The 14,562-nt window shown below is 73.0% G+C and carries 12 protein-coding genes; 3 read left to right on the top strand and 9 right to left on the bottom strand.

Annotated features, from left to right (window positions below; genetic code table 11):
* Window positions 1-147 precede the first annotated feature (147 nt).
* Both Q8R60_12550 and Q8R60_12555 read left to right on the top strand, forming a co-directional pair.
* Window positions 148-1,320, top strand: a complete 1,173-nt coding sequence (locus Q8R60_12550) for a DUF839 domain-containing protein (GenBank protein MDP3713300.1) — start codon at window positions 148-150, stop codon at window positions 1,318-1,320.
* A gap of 192 nt (window positions 1,321-1,512) precedes the next feature.
* The gene (locus tag Q8R60_12555) at window positions 1,513-2,220 is read left to right on the top strand and encodes a glycerophosphodiester phosphodiesterase (protein ID MDP3713301.1); all 708 of its coding nucleotides are present in this window, start codon (window positions 1,513-1,515) and stop codon (window positions 2,218-2,220) included.
* Between the two features lie 81 nt (window positions 2,221-2,301).
* Here the strand turns inward: Q8R60_12555 and Q8R60_12560 are convergent, their stop codons facing one another.
* The 9 genes from Q8R60_12560 to pstC all read right to left on the bottom strand — a co-directional run bounded on the left by Q8R60_12560 (window position 2,302) and on the right by pstC (window position 13,447).
* Window positions 2,302-3,075, bottom strand: coding sequence for a phosphate ABC transporter ATP-binding protein (locus Q8R60_12560; protein MDP3713302.1), 774 nt, complete (start codon window positions 3,073-3,075; stop codon window positions 2,302-2,304).
* Between the two features lie 74 nt (window positions 3,076-3,149).
* Window positions 3,150-4,085 carry a sortase gene (locus Q8R60_12565; GenBank protein ID MDP3713303.1) on the bottom strand — a complete coding sequence of 312 codons (936 nt, stop codon included), beginning with the start codon at window positions 4,083-4,085 and terminating at the stop codon, window positions 3,150-3,152.
* Between the two features lie 112 nt (window positions 4,086-4,197).
* Entirely contained in the window at window positions 4,198-5,124 is a 927-nt protein-coding gene (locus Q8R60_12570) for a hypothetical protein (protein ID MDP3713304.1), read from the bottom strand.
* Window positions 5,125-5,193: 69 nt separating this feature from the next.
* Window positions 5,194-6,003 (bottom strand): hypothetical protein, encoded by an 810-nt coding sequence (locus Q8R60_12575; GenBank protein MDP3713305.1) that lies wholly within the window; start codon window positions 6,001-6,003, stop codon window positions 5,194-5,196.
* Window positions 6,004-6,067: 64 nt separating this feature from the next.
* Entirely contained in the window at window positions 6,068-7,054 is a 987-nt protein-coding gene (locus Q8R60_12580; protein ID MDP3713306.1) for a substrate-binding domain-containing protein, read from the bottom strand.
* 57 nt (window positions 7,055-7,111) lie between these two features.
* A complete protein-coding gene (locus Q8R60_12585) occupies window positions 7,112-9,499 on the bottom strand; it encodes a hypothetical protein (GenBank protein MDP3713307.1) in 2,388 nt (795 codons plus the stop codon).
* A complete protein-coding gene (locus Q8R60_12590; protein ID MDP3713308.1) occupies window positions 9,496-11,142 on the bottom strand; it encodes a phosphate ABC transporter substrate-binding protein PstS in 1,647 nt (548 codons plus the stop codon). The genes Q8R60_12585 and Q8R60_12590 overlap by 4 nt, the downstream gene beginning before the upstream one ends.
* Before the next feature lie 23 nt (window positions 11,143-11,165).
* The gene (gene pstA / locus Q8R60_12595; protein ID MDP3713309.1) at window positions 11,166-12,443 is read right to left on the bottom strand and encodes a phosphate ABC transporter permease PstA; all 1,278 of its coding nucleotides are present in this window, start codon (window positions 12,441-12,443) and stop codon (window positions 11,166-11,168) included.
* Entirely contained in the window at window positions 12,440-13,447 is a 1,008-nt protein-coding gene (gene pstC / locus Q8R60_12600; GenBank protein ID MDP3713310.1) for a phosphate ABC transporter permease subunit PstC, read from the bottom strand. Before pstC ends, pstA begins: the two co-directional genes overlap by 4 nt.
* A 178-nt stretch (window positions 13,448-13,625) precedes the next feature.
* Here pstC and mshD point away from each other — a divergent pair, with 178 nt between their 5' ends.
* A complete protein-coding gene (gene mshD / locus Q8R60_12605) occupies window positions 13,626-14,558 on the top strand; it encodes a mycothiol synthase (protein MDP3713311.1) in 933 nt (310 codons plus the stop codon).
* Window positions 14,559-14,562 lie beyond the last annotated feature (4 nt).

Raw genomic sequence — 14,562 nt, forward strand, 5'->3', positions numbered from 1 at the left:
CACCGCCGCCACCACCGCGGCGGCCGTCGGTGCGGCCGCCCTCGCCGCGGGCGCGCTCGCCACCCGCCACGCCCGCACCCCCTCCGCGACCTGAGCCGACCGGCCCTTCCGTCGTACCGCCCCTCCTGACCCAGCCCTGGAGATCCCATGGACCGCCGCGACTTCCTGCGCAGCTCTGCCCTCGCCGTCGGCGTCACCGCCCTCGGCCCGTCGTTCTGGAACAACGCCTACGGCGCGCCGGCCAAGCCCGGCAAGGGGCCCTACGGCCCTCTGCTCAAGGCCGACCGCAACGGCGTGATGCTGCCGAAGGGCTTCTCGAGCCGCATCCTCGCGACGAGCGGGAAGCCAGTCGGGAAGAGCGGCTACGCCTGGCACAGCGCGCCTGACGGCGGTGCGGTGTTCCCGCAGAAGGACGGCGGCTGGGTCTACACGTCCAACGCCGAGACCACGGCGGCGTCCGGCGGTGGCGCGGGCGCGCTGCGCTTCGACAAGCGCGGCGAGGTCGTCGACGCCTACCGGATCCTCGCCGACACGGCCAACAACTGCGCCGGTGGCCCGACCCCCTGGGGCACCTGGCTGTCGTGCGAGGAGACCCCGACCGGGCAGGTCTGGGAGTGCGACGTCACCAAGCCGGGCCAGGGCGTCGTGCGGCCGGCGCTCGGCCGCTTCAGCCACGAGGCGGTCGCCTTCGACCACGGCCGCAAGGCGCTCTACCTCACCGAGGACATGGGCGACGGGCGCTTCTACCGCTTCACCCCGACGTCCTACCCGGACCTGTCCGCCGGGGCGCTCGAGGCTCTTGCGGTGGCCGCGGACGGCTCCGTCACCTGGGTTCCGGTGCTGCTGCCGCAGCTGCCGCAGTCACCGCTGACCCGACCCGCCGGGTCGACCGCCTTCAACGGCGGCGAGGGCGTGTGGTTCGACGCCGACCACGTCTACTTCACGACCAAGGGCGACAACGTCGTGTGGGACCTCGACGTGAAGGCGCAGAAGCTCACGAAGCTGTACGACGCAGCCGCGCTCGGCGCGTCGGCGCCCCTGACCGGGGTGGACAACATCGTGGTGTCGCGCTCGGGCGACATCTTCATCGGTGAGGACGGCGGCGACCTCGAGGTCGTCCTCATCACGCCCGACCAGGTCGTCACCCCGGTCGTGCGGCTGATGGGCCACGACGCGTCGGAGATCACCGGCCCCGCCTTCAGCCCGGACGGCTCGCGGATGTACTTCTCGTCACAGCGCGGCCCGGGGACCACCGCGGCCGGCGTCACCTTCGAGGTCCGCGGCCCCTTCCGCACCAAGCGCATCCGCCCCACCCGCTGACCCGGCCCACCCGGCACCCCCAACCCCCCGCATGTACGCCGCTCTCGGCGCTACGGGGCCTCGTAGCGCCGACCCGGGCGCACAAGCGGGCCGTGGAAGGGGGTGGGGGCGGGGGGAGTCGTGCGGTGACGTTCACCTGGGAGTCGTGTCGAGGGCGCCGGCTGGCCGTGGTGGGAGCGGACCGTCAGCGGCATGGAGGTCCTCGGACACCGCGGCTACCCGTCCCCCACCACCCCTGAGAACACCCTCGTCTCCGTCGAGGCGGCGCTCGCCGCCGGCGCGCACGGCGTCGAGGTCGACGTCCGGCTGACTGCCGACCGCGTCGCGGTGTGCCTGCACGACAGCGACCTGCGCCGGGTCGCCGGCCTGGCCGTCATCGTCGAGCGCACATGCTTCGCACAGCTGCGCCGACTGCTGCTCCCCGGCGGGCACGTCATCCCGACGCTGCGCGAGGTCGCCGTCGCTGTCGCCGGTCGCGGTCGGCTCGTCGTCGACGTCAAGCCCGACCGGCGGACCTCCTCGCTCGCGCGCGGTGTCCTGCACGGCATCGACGGGATCGCCGACGACGATGTGGTCGTGTCGTCGTTCGACCCGCAGGTGCTGCTCGAGGTCGGCCGGCGCGAGCCCTCGCGCTCGCTGGCCCTCATCGACGGCGAGGACCTCAGCCGCTCCGTCGCGTGGGCCATCGGCCTGGGCTGCGACGCCCTGCACGCCGAGCTGAAGGCAGTGCTGCTGCAGCCGCACGTCATGGCCGAGGCCCGCGAGGCGCGACTGGCCCTGCGGGCCTGGACGGTCAACCGCCCGGTCGACGCCGAGCTGCTCGAGCGGACCGGCGCCACTGCCGTCATCACCGACGAACCCGCCGCCCTGCTGGCCCGTCAGCCCGTGACCGCCCACTAGCCACCAGCCACGGCGTCTGCTCGAGTCCGGCACGGGCGGTCCCGGGTGGGCGGACGCTGCAGGCGACAGGGCAGGGCAGGGTCAGCCGAAGCGGCCGTTGACGTAGTCCTCGGTGCGCGGGTCGTTGGGCTCACCGAAGACCTGCTGCGTCGGCCCGTGCTCGACGATCACACCGGGGGCGCCCTGCTCGGCGAGGAAGAACGCGCAGATGTCGGAGACGCGCGCCGCCTGCTGCATGTTGTGGGTGACGATGACGATGGTGACGTCGCGGGCGAGCTCGCCCATCGTCTCCTCGATGACGCGGGTCGACGTCGGGTCGAGGGCGGAGCACGGCTCGTCCATGAGCAGCACCTGCGGCCGGACCGCCAGCGCCCGCGCGATGCAGAGCCGCTGCTGCTGCCCTCCGGACAGCGCGCCACCCGGCGAGCGGAGCCGGTCGGACACCTCGCGCCACAGGCCGGCCTTGACGAGGCACTCCTCGACGAGGTCGTCCTTCTCCGACCCCGACGCGCGCGTCCCCGTGAGCTGGAGGCCCGCGACGACGTTGTCGTAGATGGACATCGCGGGGAACGGGTTGGGCTTCTGGAAGACCATCCCCACCTGACGACGCGCGTCGGTGAGCCGGCGCTCCACGTCGTAGAGGTCGTCACCGTCGAGCAGGACCTCACCGGCCAGCGACGCGCCGGGGATCAGCTCGTGCATGCGGTTCAGCGTCCGCAGGAAGGTCGACTTCCCGCAGCCCGACGGGCCGATCAGCGCCGTGACCTGATGGCGCGGCATGTGCAGCGAGACCCGGTCGAGAACCTTGCGCTCACCGAACCACGCAGAGACGTTGCGGGCCTCGAGGCCGGGCATCGCCAGCGGCCGAGGTGCAGCGGCCGGTCGCCGATCAGCGGTGGTGTCGAGCACGGGGGTCTCCTCGGGTGCGGTCACAGGACGTTGGGGAGCAGGCGCGAGCCGGTGTCAGCCACGACGAGCGACAGGATGATGAGGACGGGCACGCCGACGAGCCACGCCTGCCGACGGCCCCAGCGCACCCGCGCCCAGGTGTAGCCCAGCGCGGCGAGCAGCAGGGCTTGGCACCAGAGCACGAGCGGGTACGCCGCAGCAGGCTCCCCCTCGAGGGCGCGCTCGGCGACCGGCAGCGCTCCGGGTGCGAAGCCCGAGGCCGGGCGCGGCTGCACGGGCGTGATCGCGACGGCGTCGACGAGGACGAGCCCGCTGGGTGCGAAGGGCGAGCCGAGGGCCGTGACGAGAGTGAGCCCGGCCGTACCTGCGGGCACGACCGGCGCCGGCTGGCCGGAGCGGCGGATCGAGGTGACCTCGAAGCGCTGCTCGCCCTGGCCCGTCGTCACGGTGATGAGGTCGTCGACGGACAGCGAGGTGAGCGACCGGAACGGCCCGCCGAAGCCGGCTTTGCGACCGACCAGCACGCTGGTGCCGACCTGCCCCGGCAGCGGGGTGTCGCGGCGGTGACCGACTCCGCTCTGGGTGACGCCCGAGGTGGTGCCCTCGAGGACGACCTCGCGCAGACCGAGCTCGGGCACGTCGAGCAGCGCGACCGGAGCACCGAGGGCGAGCGCTGCGCCGTCGACGTCGGTCGGTCCGACCGGGGCGGTGCCGTTGGCCAGCGCGAGCCGGAGGTCGTCGTACGCCGTGGCCTGGTCGCGCTGGTGGACCAGCCCACCGATGACGGCGACGTGCGCCACGAAGGCCAGCAGCAGCAGGCCGATCAGGGTGAGGCTGGTGCCCGCGACCGACGCCGCGGGGCGGCGGGTCGGGACGGGGGCAGGTGCCTCGACGGTGCTCGGGGTCTCGGGCAGCGGGGGTACGGCACGGAGGTCCCGGATCGCGGCGGTGCTCATGGGGCCTCCGGGGTGGGTGAGGTGCGGACGGGTAGGGCAGGTGGTCCTGGGCCTGCCCCGCCGAAGGGGTCCGTCGGCGGGGCAGGCGTCAGGGGCATGCGTGTCGCGTGCGCTAGCGGACGATCTGCACGAGTCCACCCGTGCTGCGGGCGCCCACCGTCGTCGAGCTGACGTTGTAGTTCGTGTACCAGCGGAAGTCGTCGGCGACGCGGAAGAAGCCGTAGGACAGTCCGTCGTCGTCGGTCACGGTGCGGCGCGACAGGGCGAAGGTGCTGCCCCCGCGGGTGCGGGTGAAGAAGCCGACCGCCTTGCCGGGCACGTGCGACATGTCGCTGCGGACGAGGCGGGTCGACAGGACGACGGTCGTGCCGGCCTTGACGCGGAGGTACTCCGGGCTGATCCGCAGCGCGAACCCGGGGGCCACGGGGACCGGCGCGGTCGTGGGAGGCGCGGTGGTCGGGGGCCGCGTCGTCGGCGGGGCTGTCGTGGGCGGAGCCGTGGTCGGCGGGGCCGTGGTCGGCGGGGCAGTCGTGGGCGGAGCCGTGGTCGGCGGGGCCGTCGTCGGGGCGGCGCCCGAGACGAAGGTGGTCGGGCTGGTGAAGGTGATCTGCCCGGTGAAGTCACCGAAGTCGGCGGTGCCGAAGACGTCCTGGCACTTCAGGCTCAGCGTGTAGGTGCCCGACAGGGTCGCGGGCGGGCTCTGCTGGGCGGCGAAGGCCTTGAGGGTGTCGGACAGCGCGACCGAGAACGGCGCGGAGTTCGAGACGCCGGCGTCTGTGTTGCCGACGACGACCTGGCCGGTGGTGGGGAAGCCGCTGCCGAGGACGCGCACGACGACGTTGGTGCCGCCGGACGGGCAGCCGGCCGAGGTGTTGACCGACAGCGGGGTGCTGTCCGCGCCGGAGGTCGGGGTCACGGTCAGCGAGCCGACGACCGCGGCGCTGGACGAGCTCGAGCCGAGCAGGGCGACGAGGCCCGTGGCCGCGACGGTTGCTGCGGCGCCTGCCGCGGCGTACCGGCGGGTGGTCTTTCCTGCCACTTCATCTCCTGGTGTGTGGTGGTGCTGGTGGTCTGGTGGGGGGTGTCGTTGCGTGGTGCGACGAGCGGGTCAGGTCACGGCGGTCCGGGGTCGCGGGTGCCGGCTGAGCCGTCGGCGCAGCCGCGAGGCACCGAGCAGGACACCGGCGAGGCCGAAGCCTCCGAGTCCCGCTGCCGCGAGGGGCAGCAGCGAGCCGTCGTCGCCGACCGAGGCGGAGGCAGTGGCGGACGCCTTGGTGGTGGGTGTCCCGCCTGCAGCGGCAGCGGCGGTGTCCGCGCCGGAACCGGGTACGGCACCTGGCGCGGCCGCGGCGGTGCCGTCTGCCGCACCCGGCACCTGGGCAGCGCCCGGAGCACCGGTCGGCAGGGGCGCGGCATCGGCCGGCGCGGGCACCGGCCGGACGGCGGGGTTGCGGGCGGTGTAGCTGCGCGGGCTCGAGAAGACGAGCGTCCCGACGTAGTCGCCGAGGCTGACCGAGCCGAGCGCCTCCTGGCAGGAGACGACGACGCGGTAGCTGCCGGACAGCACGCCCGGGGTGGGCTGCAGCGCCGCAAAGGCACGCAGGGTGTCACCGGGTACGACGGAGAACGCGCTCCCTCGGCGGACGCCCGCGTCGGTGTTGCCGACCACGATCTGCCCACCGGCGGGGAAGCCGTTGCCGAAGGCCCGGGCGACGACGTTGGTCGCCGGGGCCGGGCAGCCACCGCTGGTGAGCAGGTCGAGCGGGGTGTCGTCGGCCCCTGTGGGCGGGTCGACGAACAGCGTCCCGAGCTGGGGGACGGCCGTGACCGACGAGGCGGCGGCCGAGACCGGCGCGGGGACAGCGCAGAGGACGCCTGCGAGCAGAGCTGCTCCGGCGTACGCCCGTGCTGTGGTCATGAGGTCTCCCGAAAAGGTGACCGAGCCGCCGGGCGGGGCAGCGCGCACCGCCCGACGGACCGGGTCAGGACTGGCTGGAGGTGCTGCCGCAGCTCGGCGAGACGGCGAGGCCGTACTGCAGGATCGTGGCCACGTTGGTGCACACCTGCGACGACGGGCCGACGAAGACGGTGTCCCACGGCGCGGTCCCGATCTTCGAGGTCGGGATGATGTTGTTGACCGTCCGTACGTTGGCGAAGCTGGTGTTGGTGGCGATCGCCGTCGTGCCGTCGATCTGGCCGAGGGTCGACCGGCCGCGCTTCTCCTGGATCGTGCCGGAGGCCTGCGCGATCCACTGGGCGCTCGAGAAGGGCACAAGCGAGCTGTCGTCGAGGATGCGCCCGTCGTGCTCCTGCGCACCCGTGTCGACCAGGCAGGGGTAGAGCGCGAGGTTCGGGCTGGCGGTGCCGTAGATGTAGCTCAGCCACGAGCTGCGGGTGCCCGAGCCGGCCTGCGGCAGCACCGGCTTGAAGGGCGCGCCGGCGGGGCCGGTGATCTCGCACTTGTAGATGCTGACGAGCTGCGCCTTGGTGAGCTTGCGCGGGACGCTGGACGTCGTCGTCACGGCGTAGCTGAGGCCCTCGACCGCGAAGGGCACCCAGGTCATCGACGGCGTCGAGGTGAAGGTGCCGCGGCTCGACGACGAGCGCGCGAAGTCCAGGCACCCGTTGCCGGCACCGCTGTTGGCCTGCAGCGAGGCGAGCAGTGCGTCACGGCCGGCGCTCGAGCCGTTGGGGCGGTTGATGGTGCAGCCCGGCGTCGTGCCCGGGTCCTTCGTCGTGATCTGCGCCGAGCCGGTCGCGTTGTAGGAGGCGATCTGCTTGACGCCGTCGATGAGCACGACGTCGGACAGCCCCTGCACAACCTCCTCGGTCGTGTCGGACCCGACACCCGCGAGATTGCGGAAGGTGGGCGTGCCGGCCGGGTCGGCCAGCGCGGCGCTGGTGCCCAGGGCGGCGGCAGCGATAAGGGTGCACAGGGCGGCGACGGCCACGCGAGCGCGAGTCTTCACAGGGGGTTCCCTTTCGAGGTGGTGGAGGTGCGGTAGTGGACGAGCAGGGTCGGACGGCTAGCGGGAGCGGCGGCGCAGCATCGGTCCGGTAAGGACCGCGAGAGCACCGAGGAACGTGGCGAGCAGGAGGGAGTACTGGTCGGCGACGCCGACGGGCAGGGGCCGCGCGGCCGCGAGGGTGGCGGGCACGGGCGCGACCGGGGCAGCAGTGGGGGCCGTCTGCGGGACCGGCAGCGGCGCGGGGACGACGGGCGGGACCGTCACCGGCACGACGGGCGCAGGCCCGCTGACGCCGCCGCCGGACACGACGGGGGTCACGGGCGCGGAGGTCGCGACGGTCGCAGGGGTTGCGGTCGGTGCGGACGTAGGCGCGGCCACGACCGGCTTCTCGAGCAAGGTGGCGAGGGCGAGCGTCGTGGACCGCAGCGACGCCGGCAGTGGTGCGTAGCCGCGGGGCAGCTGGCCCGGTGCGTCCCCCGGCTGCTGGCCACCCTCGACGGCGTAGCGCAGCAGGACCGCGTAGTCCGCGCGCGCCTGCGCATCGAGTGCGCTCGGCACAGTGGCGGCGTAGGTGAGGAAGGACAGGGGGTACGCCGCTGCCGCCTTCACGTCGGTCGCCACCTGCGGCGCCGCGGCGGTCGTGGGTGCCGGCAGGGTGGCTGCTGCCGCGAGCATCGACGCGGTCGTCGGGGCGACGAACTCACCGGAGGCGTTGCGCAGCTTGGCCATCGGGATGCCGTAGCGCGCGGCGCTCGCCGTGTCGGTGAGAGCCAGGGCGTAGCGGCCGCCGACCGGCTGCGGGGTGTTCTTCTTGTAGCCCGGCGGGATCGCGAGCGGCTGGTAGTCGGTGCGGGCGAGGGTGTCACCGCGGGCGGCGGACCGGGCGGCGTCGTGCAGGTCGGCGGCGTAGGGGTGCGCGTCCAGCGTGCACAGGTCCGGCTGGTCGGTCGTGAACTCACGGCAGTAGGGGTCGGCCTTCGGGAAGCCGTCCTGGGGCAGCGAGATCCCCTTGTAGTTCGGGTTGACCGTCATCCCGCTCGGGTCCGGTGCCCCGGCCAGGAACGCCCTGGCCTCGGCGTCCGTGCGCAGCCACTCCCAGACGTGTCGGGCGTCGTCGGTCAGTCCGGTCGGCAGCAGAACCTCCGCGATGGCGGGGTAGGTCAGCAGCGCGAAGCCCGGGTTGAGGGCCTGGAACTCCGGGTCGCGGGTCATGTCGAGCGGGTTGCCCTTGACGCTGTCGGCCTGGAAGTCGACGGCAAGCCGGTAGGACTGGGTGATGAGCTTCGCGACGAGGCGCGGGGTCAGCTGCAGCTCCCCGATGCGGGTCGCGTCGCGCAGCTGCACCTCGGTCGGGGCGTCGGATCGCGCCAGGCTGTCGATGTTGAAGGCCACGCCCATCCCGGACAGCGTCACCGGGGCGTAGGCAGGAGCCCGACCGGCGAGCTCCTCGGCCTCGACCTCACGACCGACGAAGACGACTCCCGGGTCGTCGCCCGCGAGGACCCGGCGGCCGGTGGCCTCGGGGACCTGGCTGAAGCCGAAGACCCGCTCGCCACCGGCGCACAGCGTCGGCTGCCAGCGGCTGATCGCCTCGACGACCGGCTCGTTGCCGACGGTGCGCCGCTCGGACGCGCCGAGCGGGCAGGACAGGCCGAGCGGCTCGAACTGCAGCGGGAAGGTGAGACGCTGCGCCCAGTTGGTCGCCGACAGCGCCGAGCTCTCGAGCTGGTTGATGGCCGAGGTCGTGCGGGTCGATCCGTCGACCTCCTTGTTGCCGCGGGGGACGACGACGAGCCAGCACGACCGCCCCACGGTCGCACCGCCCACGGTGAGCGGCTCGCCGCAGCCGAGGCCCGCGGCCTCGCGGGCGGTCTGCACCTCGACGTACTCCAGGCCGCTGCCGTCCGGGCGGGTGCGCGCCAGCGGGATCTCGTTGGTGGTGCTCTGGTCGAAGAACTCGTTGCGGGCGCCTGTCGCGACCTTGCCGGACACCGCCTCGAACGGCACGAAGGCGTTGCCGCTCCCCGTCGTCACGTAGGTCTCGCGCGGGTCGACGACGCCACCCTGGTTGGTCTGCCGGGAGGTGACGTTCTGCCCGCCGCGGGTGTCACCGGCGAAGCCGCCGAACTGGCACTGCTCGCGCCGGGGGCCGTCGGCCGCGTCGCCCCAGCACTGGAAGACCTGCAGAAAGTTGACGGCGAGGTTGCCCGTCGCGGGCTCGGTCGGGGCGCCGCCCTTCCACGACACCTCGACGACCTGGTTGATGAGGTTCTTCGTCTGGCTGACGGTGACCGACAGCCCGGCGAAGTCTCCGGCGCCGGACTTGGTGACCGCGGACGCGGTGGTCTCGGCAGCGGTCGCAGGGCCGGTCGTCGTCGCGATCGGGAGGGCCGCGACGACGGCGAGCAGCGCAACGGCCGCGAGGGCCCGCGGGGACCTGGTCATGTGAGGTCCCGCTTCAGCCGGCCGTCGAGCAGAGGCGGCAGGATCGTGACGGCGAGCAGCACGGCGATGGCCAGCAGCACCAGGGCTGTGCCGGAGCCGACGCCACCGGCACCGATCGACACCGGGATCGCGGCGATCTGCTGACCGTTGGCGTCGACGGCGCCGTCGGTGATGACCGCGCCGGTGTCGGGGTCGACCGTGACGGTGCCCGGGCCGGCCACGCCGCTCACCGCGCCCGGCAGGACGGGCGCTCCCGCGACACCGGATCCGGTGGTGCCCGAGGTCGTCGTACCTCCGGTGGTCCCTGCGGCACTGCCACCTGTGGTCCCCTGAGCAGCCGCGCCACCGGTGGTGCCGGTTGTCGTCGTGCCACCCGCGGCGCGGGTGCCGACGCACTGCGAGGCGCCCTGCTTGTCGCAGGCCTGTGGCTGCGGCGCGTTCTTGGCGAGCGTGTTCTCGCCGGTCGCGGAGAAGGTCGGGTTGTTGCACTTCTTGATGTCGGTGTCCTGCGCGGCAACGCCGGGGATGCGACGGACCTGCTTGAGGCCGGCCTCCACGAGGTTGATGGGCAGCGGGGAGTAGCCGAGGTCCTCGGCCTCCTGCTGGCCCTGGCACAGGAAGTAGTAGGCGAAGGCGCCGAGTGACTTGCCCTTCTCGTTGTTGAACGAGTCCGACAGCGCGGTCGGCACGATCATGTAGCTGTAGCTGGACAGCTGGTAGGACCGCGGGTCGGTGTTGCGGTAGACGCCGCGCAGGTCCGGGGTGAGGTAGGTCTTGCTCGACGGATTCTCGTCGACCTTCGCCTTGAGCAGCGCGACTGCGACGTTGCTCGCCGTAGGCTCGACGTAGTAGCCGCCGTCGTTGAGGACCTTGGCCGACGGGAAGCGCAGGTTCAGCGCGTAGCTGTACTCGACGTAGGTGATCGCGCCCTCGCTCTGGTCCTGCGCGACGTAGCCCGAGACGTTGAGCGAGCCGGCCAGGGCGACGAAGCCGCGGCCGTCCTTGACGGGGTAGTTCGACGTCGTGCCGCAAGGGACCGGGCGACCCACGAGACCGCACCAGGCGTCCCAGGTCTGCTGGTGCCGGTCGGCCATCCACGAGGTCAGCTGCGCGGTCGTGCCCGACCCGTCAGAGCGCACCACCGGGACGATGCGACGGGCCGGCAGGACGAGACCCGGGTTGTCGGCCTTGATCTTCGGGTCGTTCCACTGCGTGATGGTGCCGGTGAAGATGCCGGCGATGCTCGAGCCCGACAGCCGCAGGTCGGTGACCCGCTTGCCACCGATCTTGAGGTTGTACATGAACGCGGTGCCGCCGGCGACGATCGGCATGTAGGCGAAGGCGCGGGTCGGCGGCTCGTCGACGGTGTCGCCGTCCTTGATGCCGTAGGCGATCTCGCTGACGCCGAAGTCGACCGTGCCGTTCTTGAACTGGTTGCGGCCGTCCGACGACCCGGTGCTCGCGTAGTTGACCTTCAGGCCGTACTGGTTGACGTTGCGGCGCCACTGGTCGATCGCGTTGGCGCTCCACGTCGAGCCGGCGCCGCTGGTCGGGACGTAGCTCTCGGCCTGCACGGGCGCGGCGACGAGCAGCGGGGCGGCCACCACGGCAAGGGCCAGGAGGCGGGTCAGGAGGCGGGGCACGAGGCGGTCCTTCACGGGGGTCATCAGGAGTACGACGGGGGGCTCGGGTGCGGCGGGCCGTCCTGCGGCGGGACACGTCTCGGCATGACGTTCGGCAGGACGACGGTCCGGTGCGGCGCGAGGGAGGCTGCGGCGGACGGTCGGGCGGCCAAGCGCTCGGCGTCGCTCGCGGACTGGCGGGCGCGGCGACGGGACTGGGCCTTGCTCAGCTGGCCCGCCGGCCTGCCGCCGAGGGTGCGGGCCAGCACGAACAGCCCGAGCACCAGCACGAGCAGGACGAGGGCGGCCCCGAAGCCGCGGGCGATCTGCACCGGCTGCGGCGACTTGACGAGCTCGAAGACGGCCAGCGGCAGAGACACCATCGGGCCGCTGAACGGGTTGGTGTTGGTGTAGGCGGTGTAGCCGGCGGTGAGCAGCACCGGGCTGGTCTCGCCGATGCCGCGCGCGGTGCCGAGGATGACAGCGGTGGCCAGACCGCTGCGCGAGGTCGGCAGGGTCACGTGCCACGCGGTGCGCCAGCGGCCGGCGCCGAGGGCGAGCGAGGCCTCCTTCAGCGAGCCGGGCACGAGGCGCAGCACGACGTCGGAGGCGCGGATGATGATCGGCAGCATCATGACGCTGATGGCCATGGCCGCAGCGAAGCCGCTCTTGGGGACGCCCAGGGCCTGGATGAGCGTCGCCAGGACGAACAGCCCGCAGACGATGGACGGCAGCGCGGTCATCGCCTCGACGACGGTGCGGACCAGGCGGCTCGCCTTGCCCGGGACCTCGTTGAGGTAGACCGCGCAGGCGATGCCGAGCGGGATCACGATCGCCAGCGCGATGGAGATCATGATCAGGGTGCCGAGGATCGCGTGCAGCACGCCGCCGACGTCGATCGGGCTGAGCGAGCCGGCGTTGGCGAGGTCCTCGGTGACGAGGTTGAGGTGCGTGATCGCGGTGCGGCCCTTGTAGACCGTGAAGCCGGCGACGAGGACCAGGCAGCCGAACAGCGTCGCGGCGAGGCTGTGCGCCGCGACCTGGGCGACCCGGTCCTTCACGGCGAGCGAGCCCTCGTCCATGCCGACCAGCAGCGCGTAGATCCCGAGGAACAGCGCGTAGGCCATGACGACGAAGCCGAGCGGGCCGGACAGGGGCGCGAGGAAGTCGAAGGCGACCGCGGTGGTCGCGACGGATCCGACAGCCGCACCGAGGACGGCGTAGACCTCAGTGGCCCGGACCCCGCCGGTGCGGCGGCGGACCTCCGGCGAGCGCTCCTGCGGCTGCGCCGTCGTCGCGGGCGGGCTGGCGAGCAGCGTCATGCGTCGCTCGATGCGCCGGAGCGGGACCTCGCGACGACCGTGGCCGCGGCGAAGTTGATGACGAGGGTGATGAGGAACAGCGCGAGCCCGGCCGCCATCAGCGCGGACAGGCCGATCGGTGTGGCTTCTCCGAAGCGCAGCGCGATGAGGGCGCTGACGGAGTTGCTGCCGTTCTGCAGGATGTGCGGCTGGATCACGAACACCGGCGAGATGATCATGAAGACCGCGATGGTCTCGCCCATCGCGCGGCCGAGGCCGAGCATCGTGCCGCCGATGATGCCGCCCATACCGAAGGGCAGGACGACCGCGCGGACCATGCCCCACTTGGTGGCGCCAAGGGCGTAGGCGCCCTCGCGCTCACCGGCAGGTGCCTGGCTGAAGACCTCGCGCATGACGGAGCAGGCAATCGGCGTGATCATCAGCGCGACGACCATGCCGGCGATGAAGGTCGAGCTCGTGAGGACCGTCGCCGACGACAGCGGGTCGCTCGGGTCGGCGCCGTCGACCCGGAACGGCGGGAACCACCCGACGTAGGTCGCGAGCCAGCGGGAGAGGCCGAGCACGTGGCCCTGCAGGAAGAAGAAGCCCCAGAGCCCGTAGACGACGCTCGGCACGGCGGCCATCAGGTCCACGAGGCTGATCAGGGTCCGCCGCAGGCCGACGGGGGCGTACTCCGACAGGTACAGCGCGGTCCCGAGCGCCAGCGGCAGTGCGAAGGTCACGGCCACCACGGCGATGAGGGCGGTGCCCGTGATGACGGCAGCGATGCCGAAGGTCCCGCTGTCCGGCTCCCAGGCGCTGGTGGTGAGGAACGAGAAGCCGGCCTCGTCCAGTGCGGTGCTCGCGCGGTAGGCGAGGAACAGCCCGACCAGCGTCATGATCGCGAGGACCGTCGCCCCGCTGCCCTTGAGGATCCCGAGGAAGACCCGGTCGGCCCCGTGGGCCCGCGACTCCAGGGTGCGCGGGACGTCCGGCGACGCGGGCACGTCGAGCGCGGCCGTCACTGGCACTCCCCCCGAGCTGGTGTGAACGGGCCGCCCCTGGGCAGGCCCGACTGGTTGCCTTGCGAGGGTGCGGGCCGGCGACGACCGGCCAACGGCCCGCGTCCGACCGGCCCGTGTCTGCCGGGTGAACAGTCGGGGTCGCGCGGCGCGGTGCGCCCCGATGGGTAGCGTTCGTCGCGTGACCCCCGACCACGGCCCGGCCCCCCGCGTCGTGCGCCGGCTGTCCACCGACGAGGTCGCCGCGGTCCGTGCGCTCGTCGACGCCGTGACCTCCGAGGACGGCCACCCGCCGCTGTCGGACCACGTGCTGCTGCACCTGCCGGTCGGCGGCGACGACGACGTCCGCCACCTGCTCGTCGAGGACGCCAGCGGCCTGCTCGGCTACGCCCACCTCGACGTCACCGACGCGGTCTCCGGCTCGAGCGGCGAGCTCGCCGTGCACCCGTCGGCCCGCCGCCACGGCGTCGGTCGGCGGCTCGTCGACGCGCTGCTCGCCGAGTCGCCCGACGGCCGGCTGCGGCTGTGGGCCCACGGCGAGCACCCGGGGGCTCGCGCCCTCGCGGGCTCGCTCGGCTTCGAGCGGTCACGGGCGCTGTGGCAGCTGCGGCGCCCGCTGTCGGACGCCCTTCCGTCGTACGACCTGCCCGAGGGGCTGGAGCTGCGGCCCTTCGTCGTCGGTCGCGACGAGGCGGCCTGGGTGGAGGTCAACGCGCGGGCGTTCGCCGACCACCCGGACCAGGGGTCGTGGACCGTGAAGGACGTGCTGCTGCGGGAGAAGGAGGGCTGGTTCGACCCGGCCGGCTTCTTCCTGGCCTGCCGCGGCGACCGGCTGGTGGGGTTCCACTGGACCAAGGTGCACGGGGCGTCGGTCGAGGAGCACGGTCATGCCCACGGTGAGCTCGGTGAGGTCTACGTCGTCGGTGTCGACCCGTCGGAGCAGGGCCGCGGCCTCGGGCCGGTGCTGACCCTCGTCGGGCTGCACCACCTGCAGCAGCGCGGGCTGCCCGAGGCGATGCTCTACGTCGACGAGGGCAACACCAACGCGATCAGGGTCTACGAACGGCTCGGCTTCACCCGCTACGGCACCGACGTGAGCTTCAGCCGCGGCTGACCGG

This window comes from Mycobacteriales bacterium (genome assembly GCA_030697205.1).
Lineage (GTDB): Bacteria > Actinomycetota > Actinomycetes > Mycobacteriales > SCTD01 > JAUYQP01.